Raw genomic sequence first — 16027 nt, 5'->3', positions numbered from 1 at the left:
TGAATGTTTCCCTTCGATTTGTGTACGGAAGAGGTTCAGGCGCTCGCCTTATCCTCAACTTAACCTGAGTTAAACTGAGAGAGCCACATGGTCAGCATCATTTCGGCAATAATAGTCCTCGGTGTCCTTATTTTCGTCCACGAACTCGGCCATTTCCTCTTCGCCAAGCTGTTTGGGGTGGGGGTGGAGAAGTTTTCCCTCGGTTTCGGTACGAAAGTCGTCGGATTCAAGCGGGGAGAGACGGAATACCTGATTTCAGCCTTTCCGCTGGGCGGATACGTGAAGATGGTGGGCGAGGGGGGGGACGTCGAGCTTTCCGAGGAGGAGAAGGCCCGATCTTTTGCCGCAAAGCCGCCGCTGCAGCGGATAGCCATCGTTGCCGCCGGCCCTGTCTTCAATCTTCTTTTTGCGTGGATCGCCTTCATCGCCGTGTTTATGATCGGTGTTCCATCGGTCACCACAAAAATCGGGGAAGTTGTAAAAGACAAACCTGCTGCGCAGGCGGGAATCAAGGCGGAAGATGTCGTTACCGCAATAAATGGCCGCAGCGTGGACCGGTGGGACGAGTTCGCAAAGGAAATTGCCGAAGGTGCCGGAAAGCCAGTGAGCGTCCAGGTGAAACGGGGTGACGCTGTTCACTCCTTCACGATGACCCCTGAAACACGGACGGCTAAGAATCTGTTTGGTGAGAACGTTACCACCCCCGTAATCGGCGTCGTAGCGGCGGGAGATGTGGTGATCGATCGTTTCGGGCCTGTGGACGCCCTGTTGAAAGGGAGCGTACAGAGCTGGAACGTGGTGAAGCTGACGGTCCTTTCCCTTGTGAAGCTCGTAGAGCGGACAGTGCCTCTCGATACCGTCGGCGGGCCCATCATGATCGCCAAGATGGCGGGACAACAGGCTGCCGCTGGAGGTGCAAGTTTCATAGCCTTCATGGCGCTCCTTTCCGTGAACCTGGGAATCCTGAACCTTCTGCCGGTGCCGATCCTGGATGGCGGACACCTTTTCTTCTTCTTCATCGAGCTTGTCACCGGGCGGCCGGTAAGTCAGAAGACCCGGGAGGTGGCCCAGCAGGTGGGGCTGGTTCTTCTGGTGGGTCTCATGCTTCTCGCCTTTTACAACGACATTGCCCGTTATTTCGTTGGGCAGGGGTAGTAACGCGCTTCGATGAAGATCCTCACAATCGACACATCTACCAGCGCATGCAGCGTTGCGTTGACAAGTGATGACCGCCTCATTGCCGAGTCACTGCTGAACGTGCAGGGCCATCAGTCTACCCGGGTCATGGAGATGGTGGCTGCGGTCATGCATGGTGCCGGCCTGGACATTCAGGATATCGACTGCTTCGGAGTCGCCCTGGGGCCCGGTTCCTTTACCGGTGTGCGCATCGGCGTTGCTACAGTGAAGGCCCTTGCCCTTGCAACTGGGAAACCCGTTGCCGGGTTTTCCTCCCTCGCCATGCTCTCCCTCAACGTGTCGCATGCCGGTGTGCCGGTCTGTCCGATGTTCGATGCGAGGAAAAAGGAGATATACGCCGCGCTGTACCGGATGGGGGAGGTTCCTGAGCCTCTTGTTGGGGATTGCGTGGCGCCGCCGGCTCTGTTTCTGGAACGGTTGAGCGGTCCGGTGCTTTTTCTCGGAGATGGGGCGCTGGCATACCGGCATCTTATCGAGGATCGGTTCGGCGGCGAGGCCTTATTTCCGGATGTACCGTGCCATCAGCCGTCGGCGGCGCGGGGGGCTTCATTGGCCCGGCAGGCGCTTCTGCGTGGGGAAGCTATTCCCGTTCACTCCCTTGCTCCCGTCTACATAAGAGCATCGGAAGCGGAATTGGCTAAAATAAGAAAAGATGCGTTATAACAGCTTTCTATTCATTGACACATCCTTCCCGATGTATTATTTTCGTGATTCAATTTTTTCCCCGGTACCGTAAACTCCCTCCTTTTTACCCAGGACGCCGGTTCGTCAATCGAATAATTTCAAGGCTGAGGCCAATCGTCGAAGCCTGCAGGGGATGTAACATGCGCAGCGACATGATTAAAAAAGGGCTTGAACGTACACCCCACCGGGCGCTCATCAAGGGGACCGGAGTTCCCGAAAGCGAGATGGATAAGCCGTTCATCGGCGTCGCTACTAGCTTCAGCGATCTCATTCCGGGCCATGTAGGAATGCGGGACCTGGAGCGGTTCATAGAGAAGGGGGTTCACAGCGGCGGCGGTTACGCCATGTTTTTCGGAATACCCGGCGTTTGCGACGGAATAGCCATGGGGCACAAGGGGATGCACTACAGCCTTCCCACCCGCGAGCTGATTGCGGATATGGTGGAGTCGGTTGCCGAAGCGCACCGCCTCGACGGCCTCGTGCTGCTCACCAACTGCGACAAGATCACCCCCGGCATGCTTATGGCCGCCGCACGGCTTGACATCCCCTGCATAGTGGTTACGGCCGGGCCCATGCTGTCAGGCCGAGGTCAGGAGGGGCGCAGGTATTCCTTCGTTACCGATACCTTCGAGGCCATGGCGCGATACAAGGCCGGCGTCATCGATGACAAACAGCTGAAGGTCTGCGAGGACAATGCGTGCCCGGGCATGGGTTCTTGCCAGGGGCTGTTCACCGCCAATACCATGGCGATCCTCACCGAGACCCTCGGCATGAGCCTTCCCCGTTGCGGCACCGCCCTTGCGGTGTCGGCTCTGAAGCGCCGGATTGCATTTGCGTCGGGAGAGCGGATCGTGGGGCTAGTTAAGGAAAACGTAACGCCGCGTCAGATTCTCACCCGCGCTGCATTCGAAAACGCAATCCGGGTCGACCTGGCTCTTGGCGGTTCCTCCAACACGGTTCTTCATCTCCTTGCCATCGCGCGCGAGGCGGGTGTGGAGCTGCCTCTTGAAACGTTCGACATCCTGTCGAAGGAGACGCCGCAGCTTGCTTCCATGAACCCTGCCGGCGAACACTTCATGGAGGATCTCGACGTAGCAGGGGGCGTTCTTGGCGTACTGAAGCAGCTGGGGGACAAGATACATGATGCTCCCACAGTTATGGGTCTCACGACGAAGCAGCTCGCGGCAAGCGTGGAGAACGTAGATGAGACGGTGGTCCGTCCGCTCACTGATCCGGTCAAGAAGGAGGGTGGGATTGCAGTCCTTTTCGGAAATCTTGCGCCTAAAGGAGCGGTCGTCAAGCAGTCGGGAGTCTCGCAGCAGATGATGACCTTCAACGGAACCGCCCGCTGCTTCGATTCCGAAGAAGCAGCCATGGCCGCTCTCATGGACGGAAAGATTACTGCGGGGGACGTGGTGGTCATCAGGTACGAGGGTCCGAAGGGGGGGCCTGGCATGCGGGAGATGCTCGCCCCAACAGCTGCACTCATGGGGCTCGGGCTGGGGGATTCGGTCGCTCTCATCACCGACGGGCGTTTTTCGGGGGGGACCAGGGGGCCGTGCATCGGGCACATTTCTCCGGAGGCCGCCGAAGGCGGGCCGATCGCCTTCGTGCAGGACGGTGACAAGATTTTGCTCGACATTCCGTCGCGCCGGCTTGAACTGCTGGTAGACGAAAAAATTCTGGAGGAGCGCCGGGCGACCTGGCGGGCTCCCGAGCCGAAGATAAAAACCGGCTGGCTTGCCCGCTACGCCCGGGTCGTAACCTCGGCCTATACGGGAGCCGTTACTTCGGCTGAGTGATATTCCTCGAACTACGTACATTGCGTCTTGTGGCAGCTGCCGTGACGCATTCAAGTTTCTCCAGGAGATAGAATTACTATGAAAATGACAGGAGCACGCATTCTGCTCGAGTGCCTGAAGCGGGAGGGGGTCGACACTGTTTTCGGCTATCCCGGCGGCACCGTGATCAATATCTACGACGAACTTTTCAGCTTCAAGGAAATCCGTCATATTCTGCCCCGCCATGAACAGGCTGGGACCCACGCCGCCGACGGTTATGCCCGTGCTACAGGCCGCGTCGGGGTCGCCCTCGCCACGTCCGGACCTGGAGCCACCAATACGGTTACCGGTATTGCCACCGCTTATATGGACTCCGTGCCGATGGTGATCATCACCGGCCAGGTGCCGACGGCGCTTATCGGCAACGACGCCTTTCAGGAAGTGGATATAATCGGTATCACCCGCCCTTGTACCAAACACAGTTTTTTAATCCGGGACGTGAAGGAGATCGCCACGATCGTAAAGAAAGCCTTCTACATCGCCCGGTCCGGCCGTCCCGGCCCGGTTCTCATCGACTTGCCGAAGGACGTGCAGATAGCGCAGGGTACCCTCGAATATCCTGAAACGGTTGATATCAGAGGGTATAAGCCCAACCTTGAAGGGCATCCGAAGCAGATCGAACGGGCAGTCGACATGCTGCTCGACGCGAAGAGGCCGGTAATCTACGTCGGAGGCGGGGTGATATCCGCGGACGCTTCCGAATTGTTGACCGACCTGGCACGCAAGCTCACCATACCGGTCACCACAACCCTGATGGGGCTAGGGTCCTTTCCGGAGGATGATCCGAACGCGCTGGGGCTTCTTGGGATGCACGGCACCTATTACGCCAACATGGCTGTGACAAGCACCGATCTGCTCGTTGCAGTGGGTGCCCGCTTCGACGATCGGGTAACCGGAAAAATCGCCACGTTTGCGCCTCATGCCAAGATCATACACATAGACGTCGATCCGACCTCGATCAAGAAGAACGTAAGAGTCGATCTTCCCATCGTAGGCGATGTGCGGGACGTGCTCTCCAAGATGCTCAAGGAACTGGGGAAGAGAAAGGACACGATAAAGGGTTACACTAGTGCCCTGGAGCCGTGGCATAAGGAGATCGCCGGGTGGCGGGACAAGCATCCGATGTCCTTTAAGCAGTCGTCCACCACCATCAAGCCCCAGTTCGTTATTCAGAAGCTGCGGGAATTTTCGGCCCCGGATGCCATCATCGCTACCGATGTGGGGCAGCACCAGATGTGGACGGCACAGTTCTTCAAGTTCCTCAAGCCACGCACTCTCCTCTCATCGGGTGGCCTCGGGACGATGGGATACGGGCTTCCGGCCGCCATGGGGGCCCAGGCCGCCTTTCCGGACCGGCAGGTCATCGTCGTCTGCGGCGACGGCGGGTTCCAGATGAACATGCAGGAGCTGGCCACACTCGTCCAGAACCGGCTCCCGGTGAAGATCGTCATTCTCAACAACAATTTCCTCGGAATGGTTCGGCAGTGGCAGGAGCTCTTCTTCGATAAGCGGTACTCGCAGACCTGCATGGAGCTCCCCATCGATTTCATCAAGCTGGCGGAAGCGTTCGGCGCTGCCGGATTCCAGGCGGCAAAGCCCGACGAAGTAGAGGCGACCATCAAGAAGGCGTTCGAAACTCCGGGGCCGGTAATCATGGAGTTCAAGATCGCCCGGGAGGAGAAGGTGCTCCCGATGGTGCCGGCGGGTGCTTCCCTCAACGAAATGGTGCTGAACGCGTAGGAGCTCGGCTCCGCGCTCTCCCAGGAGGAAATACAATGACTCATACTATAGCCGTTCTCATGGAGAATGAATTCGGCGTTCTCTCCCGCGTAGCCGGGCTCTTTTCCGGTCGCGGGTTCAATATTGATTCTCTCTCCGTCGCCCCCACCAACGACGAGACAATCTCCCGCATGACCATCGTCACCCGTGGGGATGACCAGATACTCGAGCAGATCACCAAGCAGCTCAACAAGCTGATCGACGTGATCAAGGTGATCGACTATACCGATGGCAGCGCAATCGAACGGGAGATGGCGCTCATAAAGGTTAGCGCCGAGGACGAAAGCCGAGCCGAGGTGCTGCGGATCGTCGACATCTTCAGGGCCAAGATCATCGATGTCACGCCTAAGTCCTACACTATCGAGGCAACTGGGGCCCCCGTGAAGATCGATGCCATACTTGAATTGCTCCGGCCTCTCGGGCTGAAGGAGATTGTGCGGACAGGTCCCGTCGCCATCGGGCGCGGCGCCAAGGGGTGGAAGGGACAGTAAGGCAGAATGAATCAGGCTAGGGTTGAGGTCACGGAACAGCAAAAATTCCGCAACCTCAACCTTAACCTCAACCTGATAGGAGGATGGATATGAAAGTGTATTACGACAAGGACTGCAACCTGGGGCTGCTCAAGGGGAAGAAGGTGGCCATCATAGGCTACGGTTCCCAGGGGCATGCCCATGCCAATAACCTCAAGGACTCCGGAATAGACGTGGTCGTAGGGCTCAAGGCCGATTCGGCTTCGGTGAAAAAGGCCGAAGGGGCAGGGCTTACGGTTCTTCCCACCGCCGAAGCGGTCAAGGTGGCGGATCTGGTGATGATCCTGCTCCCCGACGAGATCCAGGGCGACGTATACCGCGAGGAGATCGGACCTTACCTGAAGAAGGGGGCCTACCTGGCCTTCAGTCACGGATTCAACATCCATTTCGGACAGATCGTTCCGCGCCCCGACGTCAACGTCATAATGATCGCCCCCAAAGGTCCGGGGCACCTGGTGCGCCACGAGTACACCCGCGGGGGGGGCGTTCCTTCCCTCATCGCCGTCTATCATGATGCGGCGGGCAACTCCAAGGACATGGCTCTTGCCTACGCTTCGGCCAACGGCGGCGGCCGGGCCGGCATCATCGAGACTACATTCAAGGAAGAGACCGAAACCGACCTCTTCGGCGAGCAGGCTGTTCTCTGCGGCGGGATTTCAGCACTTATCCAGGCAGGGTTCGAAACCCTCGTAGAAGCCGGATATGCACCCGAGATGGCATACTTCGAGTGCCTCCACGAGACGAAGCTCATCGTCGACCTTATTTATGAGGGTGGCATCGCCAACATGCGCTATTCCATCTCCAATACCGCTGAGTACGGCGATCTGACCCGCGGACCCCGCGTGATCACGGCTGAGACTAAGAAGGAGATGAAAAAGATTCTCGACGAGATTCAGACGGGCAATTTCGCCAAGGAGTGGATGCTGGAAAACAAAGCCAACAAGCCAACATTCACCGCTCTTCGCCGCAAAGGCGCAGAGCACCAGATCGAAGAAGTCGGTGCTCGTCTTCGCGCCATGATGTCCTGGATCGGAGCTTCCAAGATCGTTGATAAGAGCAAGAACTGAGAAAATTTCCGTCGAAAGGCCGGAACCGGAACGAGTTGCCGTTCCGCTTCCGGCCTTTTGCCGTCATGCTTCCCTACATGTGCAAGTCTGATATAGTGTAATGATAATGTATATATTGAACTCCATTTCAGTATCCCGTTTATGCGAGGCTGCCAATGCGTAACCAGAAGGCTCCCATAGCCGTAGAGGGATATCCCTTCATCGCGGTAGCCGCCGGCCTGACCGGTCTTTTCTTCTTTATCTCCTGGGCCATTCCGGCTGCCGTCGCTTTTGCGGCAACGCTGTTTATCGCCTTTTTCTTCCGCAATCCGAAACGCACTATTCCTCATAACAAAAAGGCCATTCTGGCGCCTGCCGATGGTGTCGTCATCTATCTGGGGAGCGCGCGCGAAGCCCATTTGGGTTGTGAAATGACCAAGATCAGCATTTTCATGTCGGTCTTCAACGTCCACGTCAATCGTGCTCCTTTGACGGGGACGGTTGTTGACCGATTCTACGTCAAGGGAAAATTCCTTGATGTTCGGGACGAACGGTCGACCTTCGAGAATGAGCAGAACGGCCTGATCATCGAGACCTTGCAGGGGGTTAAGGTCGTGGTTGTGCAGGTTGCGGGGCTCATTGCCCGAAGGATTGTATGTTACCCCGCGATCGGGAGCAGGCTCGAGCGTGGCCAGATATACGGCTTGATCCGCTTCGGTTCCCGGCTCGATGTATTCCTCCCGAAAGAGGCCGTCGTCGGGCTTTCGCTGGGAGACCGGACTGTAGCAGGTGAGACTGTTCTGGGGATGCTGCCGTGAAAGGGGAAGAGCGTGAAAAGGTCGATATGTCGGAGAGCATGAGAAAAGGGATATACATCCTCCCGAATCTTTTCACCACGGGCAGCCTTTTTGCCGGATTTTACAGCATGGTGGCCACTATGAACGGCGATTTCCGCACCGCCGCCATATGGGTGCTCGTATCTTCCATCTTCGACGGCCTCGATGGCAAGGTTGCCCGCCTCACCGGCACTGCCAGCAAATTCGGTGTCGAGTACGATTCGCTGGCGGACCTTGTGGCATTCGGAGTCACGCCAGGTCTTCTCATGTATTCCTGGGCTCTCCGCCCATTCGGACGTCTCGGCTGGCTCGCTGCTTTTCTTTTTGTTGTGTGCGGCGCCTTGAGGCTTGCCCGCTTCAATGTCCAAGTGACAACAGTCGAGAGCAAGCGCTTCATCGGACTTCCCATACCGGCTGCTGCGAGCATGGTGTCGGCCACAGTACTGCTTTTCTATCACTTCGGCTGGCCCAGTTCATATAAGAAACTCGCGATTCTCCTCCTCATATACTCCCTTGCGTTCCTCATGGTCTCCAACATCAAGTACTACTCCTTCAAGGACCCGAGCATCATAAAGCGCCAGCCCTTCGCTTTTCTCGTCCTCGCAGTCCTGCTACTCATCATAATTGCGGCAGAACCTGTAATCATGCTCTTCGCCGTGTTTATCTGCTATATCCTTTCAGGACCCATCGGATTCGTCATGAGCTACCCGCGCCGGCGGCGCCTTGAGAAGGCGCTTCACAAGCCGCCGAGGGAGAGCTGATTCGGGCTGCCTAAAAATTTATTTTGTTCGACCGAAATAATGGATATTACGGTGAAAAACGGCTTGACAGTCGCAATTGCACCTCTTATTATCTTATGCACATGATGCAAAGGCTGTGACGAGGAGTAGTAGTCCTCCACCTTTCCGTCCCCTGCGGGACACAGAGAGCCGGTGGTCGCTGCAAACCGGTGGAAGGAAGGATGAACTCGCCTCTGAGCCGCTTCCCTGAACAGGCAATGACCTTGTGTAGGGGGAGACGTCGGCCCACGTAACGGGTAGAATGAGGTTCCCGCGTGCCGCAAGCTCGGCGGGGACGAATAAGGGTGGTACCGCGGAAGCTTTAAGCCTTCGCCCCTTTGTCGGGGTGAAGGCTTTTTTATTGCTTTATTGACAGACCACCAATTTCAACACTAGGAACACATAAAGGAGGTAACAACTTATGGCGGATCTCAAAACCATCAAAGTTTTCGACACCACACTGAGAGATGGTGAGCAGTCTCCCGGTGCAAGCATGAATATCGAGGAGAAGCTGCGAGTTGCAAAGCAGCTCCAGAAGCTTAATGTGGATGTAATAGAAGCCGGATTCCCCATTGCTTCAGAGGGTGACTTCGAGGCTGTGTCCAAGGTTGCTCAGGCGATAAAGGGACCGCAGATTGCGGGGCTTTGCCGTGCCAACAACAAAGACATCGACCGGGGATGGGAGGCGCTACAGTATGCAGGTGAAAAAGGTCGCATCCACACCTTTATCGCGACTTCCGACATTCATATGAAGTACAAGCTGAAAATGTCGCCGTCGCAGGTGCTTGACGCCGCTGTGAAGGCCGTCAAACGGGCAAAATCGTACACTCCGAATGTTGAGTTCTCATGCGAGGATGCGGTACGTACACAGCTGAAATTTTTGGCAGAAGTGGTCGGGGCTGTAATAGATGCGGGCGCGACTACAGTGAATATTCCCGATACCGTCGGGTATACTATCCCGTTCGAGTATTTCAATATCATAAAGTACCTTAAAGAGAACGTGCCGAACATTGATCAGGCGGTAATTTCTGTTCACTGTCACAATGACCTGGGCCTGGCCGTCGCCAACTCCATTGCCGCGGTCCAGGCGGGAGCAGGGCAGGTGGAATGCACCATAAACGGTATCGGTGAACGTGCCGGGAACTGCTCTCTGGAGGAGTTCGTCATGACGCTCAAGACGAGGCCGGACATCCTTCCGTTCAAGACCAATGTTGCGACCGAGCATCTTACTCCCGCCAGCAAACTCCTTTCGACCGTGACCGGCATTGTGGTCCAGCCGAACAAGGCCATCGTCGGAGCAAACGCATTTGCCCATGAAGCAGGAATCCACCAGCATGGCGTCCTTATGGAGAAGTCGACGTACGAGATCATGACTCCAGAGTCGGTGGGACTCAAAACCAATGTGCTAGTGCTCGGAAAACACTCCGGTCGACACGCTTTCAAGAAGCGCCTGGAAGAGTTGGGGTACGAACTGGATGATGAGAAACTCAATAAGGCTTTCGAGCGATTCAAGGCGCTAGCTGATCTTAAGAAAGAAGTGTTCGACGAGGATCTTGACGCTATCGTTGCCGACGAAATTATGGCTTCGACCGAAAAGGAAATGTTTAAACTTAGCCACATCACCGTCACTTGCGGTTCATTTGCTGTGGCCACTGCGACCGTCCAGATGGAGATAGAAGGCAAACAGGTCCGGACAGCGGAGCTTGGGGACGGCCCTGTTGATGCTACCCTCAAGGCTATCAGGAAGCTCACGAAAACGAAGGCAGAGCTGCAGCAGTACAACGTAGGCTCCATAACCGGCGGTACCGATGCGCAGGGCGAGGTGACGGTGCGGCTGGCAGAGGATGATGCCACCGCTATCGGACGTGGATCGTCCACCGACATCATTGAAGCTTCTGCAAAAGCGTACATCAACGCGCTGAACCGTCTATATATGAAACGGGAACGGCTTGTGCATAGCCTGTAATCGGGTAAACTGATCTACAGTTGTGATGAAAGGGGTTGCAGATACAGGGGCACCCCTTTTTTTTGGGAGGAAAAAATGAAGGCACTCCTCATGCTTGCTTCGCTTATCCTTCTAGGTGCGGGGACTGCTTGTGCCGAGACCGCTGCTTGGCGCAGCAGCTATTTCGATGGGACCACGTTCCGGGAAGGGGCACCACAAAAAACAACAGCGGTTTTCTCGCGTGACGGAAGTTTCCCTGTCATCCAAGTGACGGGAAATACACCCTCCTCTGTCAATTTGCCCAAAGGCACTGGTGCGGCTGTTGTGTTCTGCTATATCCAGAGCAGCGGGGGCAAGCTCTCAAGCCAAAGTGGCAGCTTTCCTGCGGCCGGCGCTGTAGTTGAATTCAGGGAGAGAGACCGGAGAATCGCCATTAGGACCGATGATTCTGGATATGCAGTCGTAGCCCTTCCCTCAGGGGATTACGAAATTTCCGTCCAGGGAATGAAGAAGAAAGTAAAACTCGAGAAGGGAAAAACTGTTCTCCTGCCGATACGGGTCGGGAAAAGGATGGTGGATTAAAATGGCGTGTGTGAGATCCGGCTTTTTTCTGGTTCTTCTGATTATGTCAGCAGTTACGGCCTATGCCGGTGCCCTTGATGATTACTATCTGAGCCGTCTTGTCCCGCAGCAAGCCAGAGCGATGGCGAAGGGGGAGGCAGCCCCCCAGGCCGTCGTCGAACGGTGTCTGACCCATGTATACCGTGGGCTGAAGAAGGACTGGAATAAGCTGGAGCCTGAGACGCGGAGGGTGCTTGGAAAGGCCTTCTATGCGAGACCTACTCTTCAGAATGAGCAGACAGTTCCTTCACCGTCGGGTCGCTTTGTGATCCACTATTCCGCGGCAGGTCCTGACATGCCTCAACCCGTGAGTGGCACAGTAGATGCCTGGGTGGCTACGGTAGCTGCTGTCTTTGACCATGTATATGCAGAAGAGGTGACCCGTCTAGAGTACCGGGAACCCCCAGCGCTTCCTTTTCATGTATTTCTGCGGCAGCTCGGATCGCAGGCGTTCGGTGTGACTGAAACCGAGGGGAGCACGAATGGAATTTCATTCGCGAGCTTCATGACTCTGGATAATGATTTTGCAGATGAAGCCTATGGTGCTTATCGGGGGGTGCCGGCTCTGCAGATAACAGCGGCGCACGAATTCCACCACGCCATACAGTTCGGGTACAACATCAATGCTGATGCGTGGTATGCAGAGGCAACTTCAAGCTGGATTGAAGATGAAGTTTATGACAATGTAAACCAGGTATACAGCTACTCCTCAGCGTATCTTCGCAACACTAATTTACCTCTGGATACGGATGTCAGCACCTCAACCGGTGGGGGGTACGGCAGGTGGATATTCAATCGTCACCTGGCTGAGCGTTTTACCGGAACAGTCATCAGGGATATCTGGGCCAGGATAGGAACAGTCACCAACGCTACCGACACCATTCCGATGCTTCCTTTGATCGATGAGGTGTTGAGGGGGAGGGGAAGCAGTCTTAGCGACGAGTTCTTCTCGTTCACAAAAAAGCTATACATGCAGTCCTGGACAACGCACCGTTCAGAGCTTGATCTTCTATATCAGCATCCTATACTTCCTGAGGCGAACTATCAGGTGTTTCCGGTAAACGGAAGTACCAGCCCGCCTCCGGCTGTAGCTCTGCCGCATTTTTCCTTTGCGTTCTTCTTTTTCGAACCTTCCGTGGCAGCACCGGCCAGCCTTGCACTGACAGTGTCACGTGCTTCAGGTATACGGACATCAGCATTCCGGGAGACTACGGGAAATGTCATCACAGAGATACAGCCGGATGCAAATGGCAATTTCAACATCTCGCCCTTTGGAGGCTCCGATACCGCACAGGCTGCAATTCTGTTTGCCAATGCGGGTAACAGTGATGGCGCGGGCGGAAGCTTTACTACAGATGGGACTACCCCCCCTGTCGCATCCGAAGGGGCTGCCCCTCCCAATCAAACGCCTGCTGCCACTACAGGCGGTGACGGTGGTGGAGGCTGTTTCATTGCGACTGCAGCGTTCGGTAGCTACCTCCATCCAAAGGTCAAAACGCTGCGTGATTTCAGGGATCAGTTTCTGATGAAGACAGAGGCAGGGCGGGCATTCGTGACATTCTACTATCGGATGAGTCCGCCGGTGGCAGATTTTATAGCACGCAACGACATGCTTCGGGGATGTGTCAGGGCGCTGCTCATCCCGATTATTGCAGTAATTGAATATAGCCGCTTGATCATGATTGGGCTAATGATGATGTTATCCTTATCTGCAGTGGTAACTGCCGGTAAGGCTGTTTCGCGTAAACGCCACAGATGAAGGAAGATGCGCTGAAAAGACAAAAGCCCCACCAGTATCTCTGGCGGGGCTTTTGTGATTAAGTTGTAGCGGCTATTAGATCTTTCTTACGTTTGCTGCCTGGAGGCCTTTCGGGCCATTTACAACGTCAAAGCTTACCGCTTCACCTTCAGCGAGGGACTTGAAACCTTCCGACTGAATGGCCGAAAAGTGAACGAATACGTCTTCCCCGTTTTCCTGCTCGATAAAGCCGAATCCCTTTGCGTCGTTGAACCACTTAACCTTACCCTGTGCCATCTTCCTACCTCCTTTTGTTGCCCTCCGGATCTGTGCCGGACTACGGTGATTTACTGCAGCTGCCGGAGTCTTGAGGCAAGAAAACAGGAACAATGTGAGAAGTTCATTGCCGGTTTTCCAGGTTCTGCAAAAACATCCGATTCTGCTATCCTCAACGGTAGCATCGGTTCTGGGGTGTGTCAAGAGCTTTTTTTCAATGAGGTTGTTTTTATGTCAAAAAGTGTTAATTCTGCCTATGAAAGCCATTAGCAATCCGTAATGCTTGTGGTCGAAATGGAGACTGATGCGAGGAAGGTTCAGGAGATCCGGTTCATCCCCTTCTTCGGGAAATGGCGTCGTGCGGGTTATTTTTTTTCGCGGAAGGCGCAGTTCGGGGAACTCGTACTCCAGTTCCTCGATCTGTACATCCGAAAGCTGCTTGTTCAGTCGAATTACGAGCCGTCCATCGATGAAGCGCAAGGAGTGGTAGTTACGGTAAAACTCCTCTATGGTCTGAATGGCTTCATCTTCATCCTTTGTCAAAGTGAAAATGGCGAAATCTTCTGCTGAGATAAAGCCGCTTCCAAGGAGATGCGACTTTATGAACTTGAACCAGTCTTCCCAATAACCCTGTTCGCTATCAACAAGGACGAGCGGGCGCGGTGAAGTTTTCCCGGTTTGAATCAGCGTAAACACCTCCATAGCTTCGTCCAGGGTCCCGAATCCTCCCGGGAAAACAGCTATGGCATCTGATTCCTTGATAAAAGCAACTTTTCGGTTGAAGAAATATTTGTATGAAATCAGACGAGGGTTGGCCAACATTACCGGATTGGGTGCTTGCTCGAACGGGAGTTTGATGTTGACGGCGAAGGAATTGTCACTGCCCGCACCTTCGTTTCCGGCCTCCATTATGCCGGGGCCTCCTCCTGTAATTATCATGAAACCCTTATCAACGAGTTTTTGGCTGAAGCGCAGACACTTTTGGTACATTTCCTCATCCGGGGCAGTGCGGGCGGAACCGAATATGGTCACTTTCTTCGTCTGGCGGTAAGGAGAGAATACCTTGTTGGTATACCTCATCTCTTTCATGGTGTTGTTGATCAGTTTGAGGTCCGCCAAGTAGTCCGATTCCTGACCTGCTTTCAATGCTGCGATAATCATTTCGCGGACTATACGTGGATGATTTACGCCGCCGGCTTCTTTGAGTAGGCCGTTTATGATCTCGTCTATTTTACCGTTGTTTTTTGCAAAACTCAGTTCCATTGGCGTATCGGCTCCTTTGCAAGAATCGCAGGATTATAGCATCGGCCCCTCAGGGAGGCAAACGTTAAGCAATATCGAACAAATATTACATTGATTTGCCATTTCCTTTTCGGTATACCTGTAGGCCGAAAATCTGAGACCTCTCCCGCAGCGAAAGGAATGAAAAATATGGGGAAGACAACAGCGGAAAAGATCTTCGCGAGCCGTCTTGTTGATGAGCCGTTTCCTGGGACGAAAGTGCTGAAGCTCGATGTGGTCATGTGTCATGAGATAACAACCCCTATTGCCATAGAAGACCTCCTGTCACGCGGCAAGGACCGGGTTTTTGACAGTAACAAGATCAAGGCTGTAATAGATCACGTTACTCCCAGCAAGGACACCAAGACGGCCACACAGGCCAAAATCCTCAGAGATTGGGCCCGGCGTCATGGCATCAAGGACTTCTTCGACATAGGGGCCAACGGCGTTTGTCATGCACTCTTTCCGGAGAAAGGATTCATTCGCCCCGGTTACACAGTCATTATGGGTGACTCCCATACCTGCACTCACGGGGCATTTGGTGCGTTTGCCGCCGGGGTCGGGACAACCGACCTTGAGGTCGGAATACTCAAGGGAGTGTGCGCCTTCCGGGAGCCTAAAACCATTAAGGTCAACCTTGTCGGGACCTTGCCGCGGGGCGTGTATGCAAAGGACGCCATACTGCACGTCATTGGCACTCTCGGCGTAAACGGCGCAACCGACCGTGTCCTTGAATTTCATGGACCTGTCGTTGAAGCAATGACTATGGAATCGAGAATGACCCTCTGCAACATGGCTATAGAGGCTGGGGGGACTTCCGGTATATGTATGCCGGACGCGGTTACTGTTGATTACCTGTGGCCGTTCATCAAGGATGAGTATCCGTCCAAAGAAGCGGCACTGACCGAGTTCCGCACCTGGTGGGCGGATGATGATGCTGTTTATGACCGGGTGCTGGATCTGGATGTGACATCCCTGGAACCGCTGGTTACGTTCGGCTACAAGCCCGATCAGGTAAAGACCATCGGTGAAATGGCCGGAACTGAAGTTGATCAGATTTATATCGGTTCCTGCACTAATGGCCGTCTCGAAGACCTTAGGATTGCAGCCGGGGTTCTCAAAGGAAAGAAGATCGCACCAACTGTTCGCGGAATCCTTTCACCCGCCACACCGAAAATCTACCAGGATGCTCTGCGTGAAGGGATTATAGATGTATTCATGGAAGCGGGCTTTTGCGTCACCAATCCCACCTGTGGTGCCTGTCTCGGAATGAGCAACGGTGTTCTTGCCGAAGGGGAAGTATGCGCTTCGACTACCAATCGCAATTTCATGGGGCGCATGGGAAAAGGGGGGATGGTACATCTAATGTCCCCGGCAACGAGTGCCGCTACCGCCATAGAAGGGAAGATGGCCGACCCGCGCAAGTACCTGTGAAACTCTAGATTCTCTGAGAGGATGGGCCATGGCGGCATCT

Annotated in this window: 14 protein-coding genes and 1 other annotated feature; of the genes, 12 read left to right on the top strand and 2 right to left on the bottom strand. The window is 54.8% G+C overall.

All coding sequences use genetic code 11. The features are described from left to right. Positions 1 to 87: 87 nt before the first annotated feature. The 11 genes from rseP to CFB04_RS08905 all read left to right on the top strand — a co-directional run bounded on the left by rseP (position 88) and on the right by CFB04_RS08905 (position 13017). Positions 88 to 1155: an RIP metalloprotease RseP gene (rseP, locus tag CFB04_RS08955; protein ID WP_088534955.1), complete on the top strand. Its 1068-nt coding sequence runs from the start codon at positions 88 to 90 to the stop codon at positions 1153 to 1155. Between the two features lie 12 nt (positions 1156 to 1167). Then, a complete protein-coding gene (gene tsaB / locus CFB04_RS08950) occupies positions 1168 to 1860 on the top strand; it encodes a tRNA (adenosine(37)-N6)-threonylcarbamoyltransferase complex dimerization subunit type 1 TsaB (protein ID WP_088534954.1) in 693 nt (230 codons plus the stop codon). Positions 1861 to 2021: 161 nt separating this feature from the next. Next, positions 2022 to 3683 (top strand): dihydroxy-acid dehydratase, encoded by a 1662-nt coding sequence (gene ilvD, locus CFB04_RS08945; RefSeq protein ID WP_088534953.1) that lies wholly within the window; start codon positions 2022 to 2024, stop codon positions 3681 to 3683. 78 nt (positions 3684 to 3761) lie between these two features. Further along, positions 3762 to 5462 (top strand): biosynthetic-type acetolactate synthase large subunit, encoded by a 1701-nt coding sequence (gene ilvB / locus CFB04_RS08940; RefSeq protein ID WP_088534952.1) that lies wholly within the window; start codon positions 3762 to 3764, stop codon positions 5460 to 5462. Between the two features lie 35 nt (positions 5463 to 5497). Further along, positions 5498 to 5992, top strand: a complete 495-nt coding sequence (ilvN, locus tag CFB04_RS08935) for an acetolactate synthase small subunit (RefSeq protein ID WP_088534951.1) — start codon at positions 5498 to 5500, stop codon at positions 5990 to 5992. Between the two features lie 89 nt (positions 5993 to 6081). Next, positions 6082 to 7098: a ketol-acid reductoisomerase gene (ilvC, locus tag CFB04_RS08930; protein ID WP_088534950.1), complete on the top strand. Its 1017-nt coding sequence runs from the start codon at positions 6082 to 6084 to the stop codon at positions 7096 to 7098. A 155-nt stretch (positions 7099 to 7253) separates the two neighbouring features. Then, positions 7254 to 7895: a phosphatidylserine decarboxylase family protein gene (locus tag CFB04_RS08925; RefSeq protein ID WP_088534949.1), complete on the top strand. Its 642-nt coding sequence runs from the start codon at positions 7254 to 7256 to the stop codon at positions 7893 to 7895. 38 nt (positions 7896 to 7933) lie between these two features. After that, the gene (gene pssA, locus CFB04_RS08920) at positions 7934 to 8674 is read left to right on the top strand and encodes a CDP-diacylglycerol--serine O-phosphatidyltransferase (protein WP_088536759.1); all 741 of its coding nucleotides are present in this window, start codon (positions 7934 to 7936) and stop codon (positions 8672 to 8674) included. Between the two features lie 106 nt (positions 8675 to 8780). After that, positions 8781 to 9033: a binding site (T-box leader), on the top strand. An 80-nt stretch (positions 9034 to 9113) separates the two neighbouring features. Then, positions 9114 to 10658: a 2-isopropylmalate synthase gene (locus CFB04_RS08915; RefSeq protein ID WP_088534948.1), complete on the top strand. Its 1545-nt coding sequence runs from the start codon at positions 9114 to 9116 to the stop codon at positions 10656 to 10658. Positions 10659 to 10733: 75 nt separating this feature from the next. Further along, complete coding sequence (locus CFB04_RS08910) at positions 10734 to 11219, top strand: hypothetical protein (protein ID WP_088534947.1); 486 nt, start codon at positions 10734 to 10736, stop codon at positions 11217 to 11219. A gap of 1 nt (position 11220) precedes the next feature. Then, entirely contained in the window at positions 11221 to 13017 is a 1797-nt protein-coding gene (locus CFB04_RS08905) for an MXAN_6640 family putative metalloprotease (RefSeq protein ID WP_088534946.1), read from the top strand. Positions 13018 to 13092: 75 nt separating this feature from the next. Here the strand turns inward: CFB04_RS08905 and CFB04_RS08900 are convergent, their stop codons facing one another. Continuing rightward, a complete protein-coding gene (locus CFB04_RS08900) occupies positions 13093 to 13293 on the bottom strand; it encodes a cold-shock protein (protein ID WP_088534945.1) in 201 nt (66 codons plus the stop codon). A 213-nt stretch (positions 13294 to 13506) separates the two neighbouring features. After that, a complete protein-coding gene (locus tag CFB04_RS08895; protein WP_088534944.1) occupies positions 13507 to 14535 on the bottom strand; it encodes a TIGR00730 family Rossman fold protein in 1029 nt (342 codons plus the stop codon). Positions 14536 to 14703: 168 nt separating this feature from the next. Between CFB04_RS08895 and CFB04_RS08890 the strand changes: the two genes are divergently transcribed. Continuing rightward, complete coding sequence (locus tag CFB04_RS08890) at positions 14704 to 15987, top strand: 3-isopropylmalate dehydratase large subunit (protein ID WP_088534943.1); 1284 nt, start codon at positions 14704 to 14706, stop codon at positions 15985 to 15987. Positions 15988 to 16027: the final 40 nt, after the last annotated feature.

It is taken from the genome of Geobacter sp. DSM 9736 (assembly GCF_900187405.1).
Classification (GTDB): domain Bacteria; phylum Desulfobacterota; class Desulfuromonadia; order Geobacterales; family Geobacteraceae; genus DSM-9736.
This window is presented reverse-complemented; position numbering and strand designations above follow the sequence as displayed.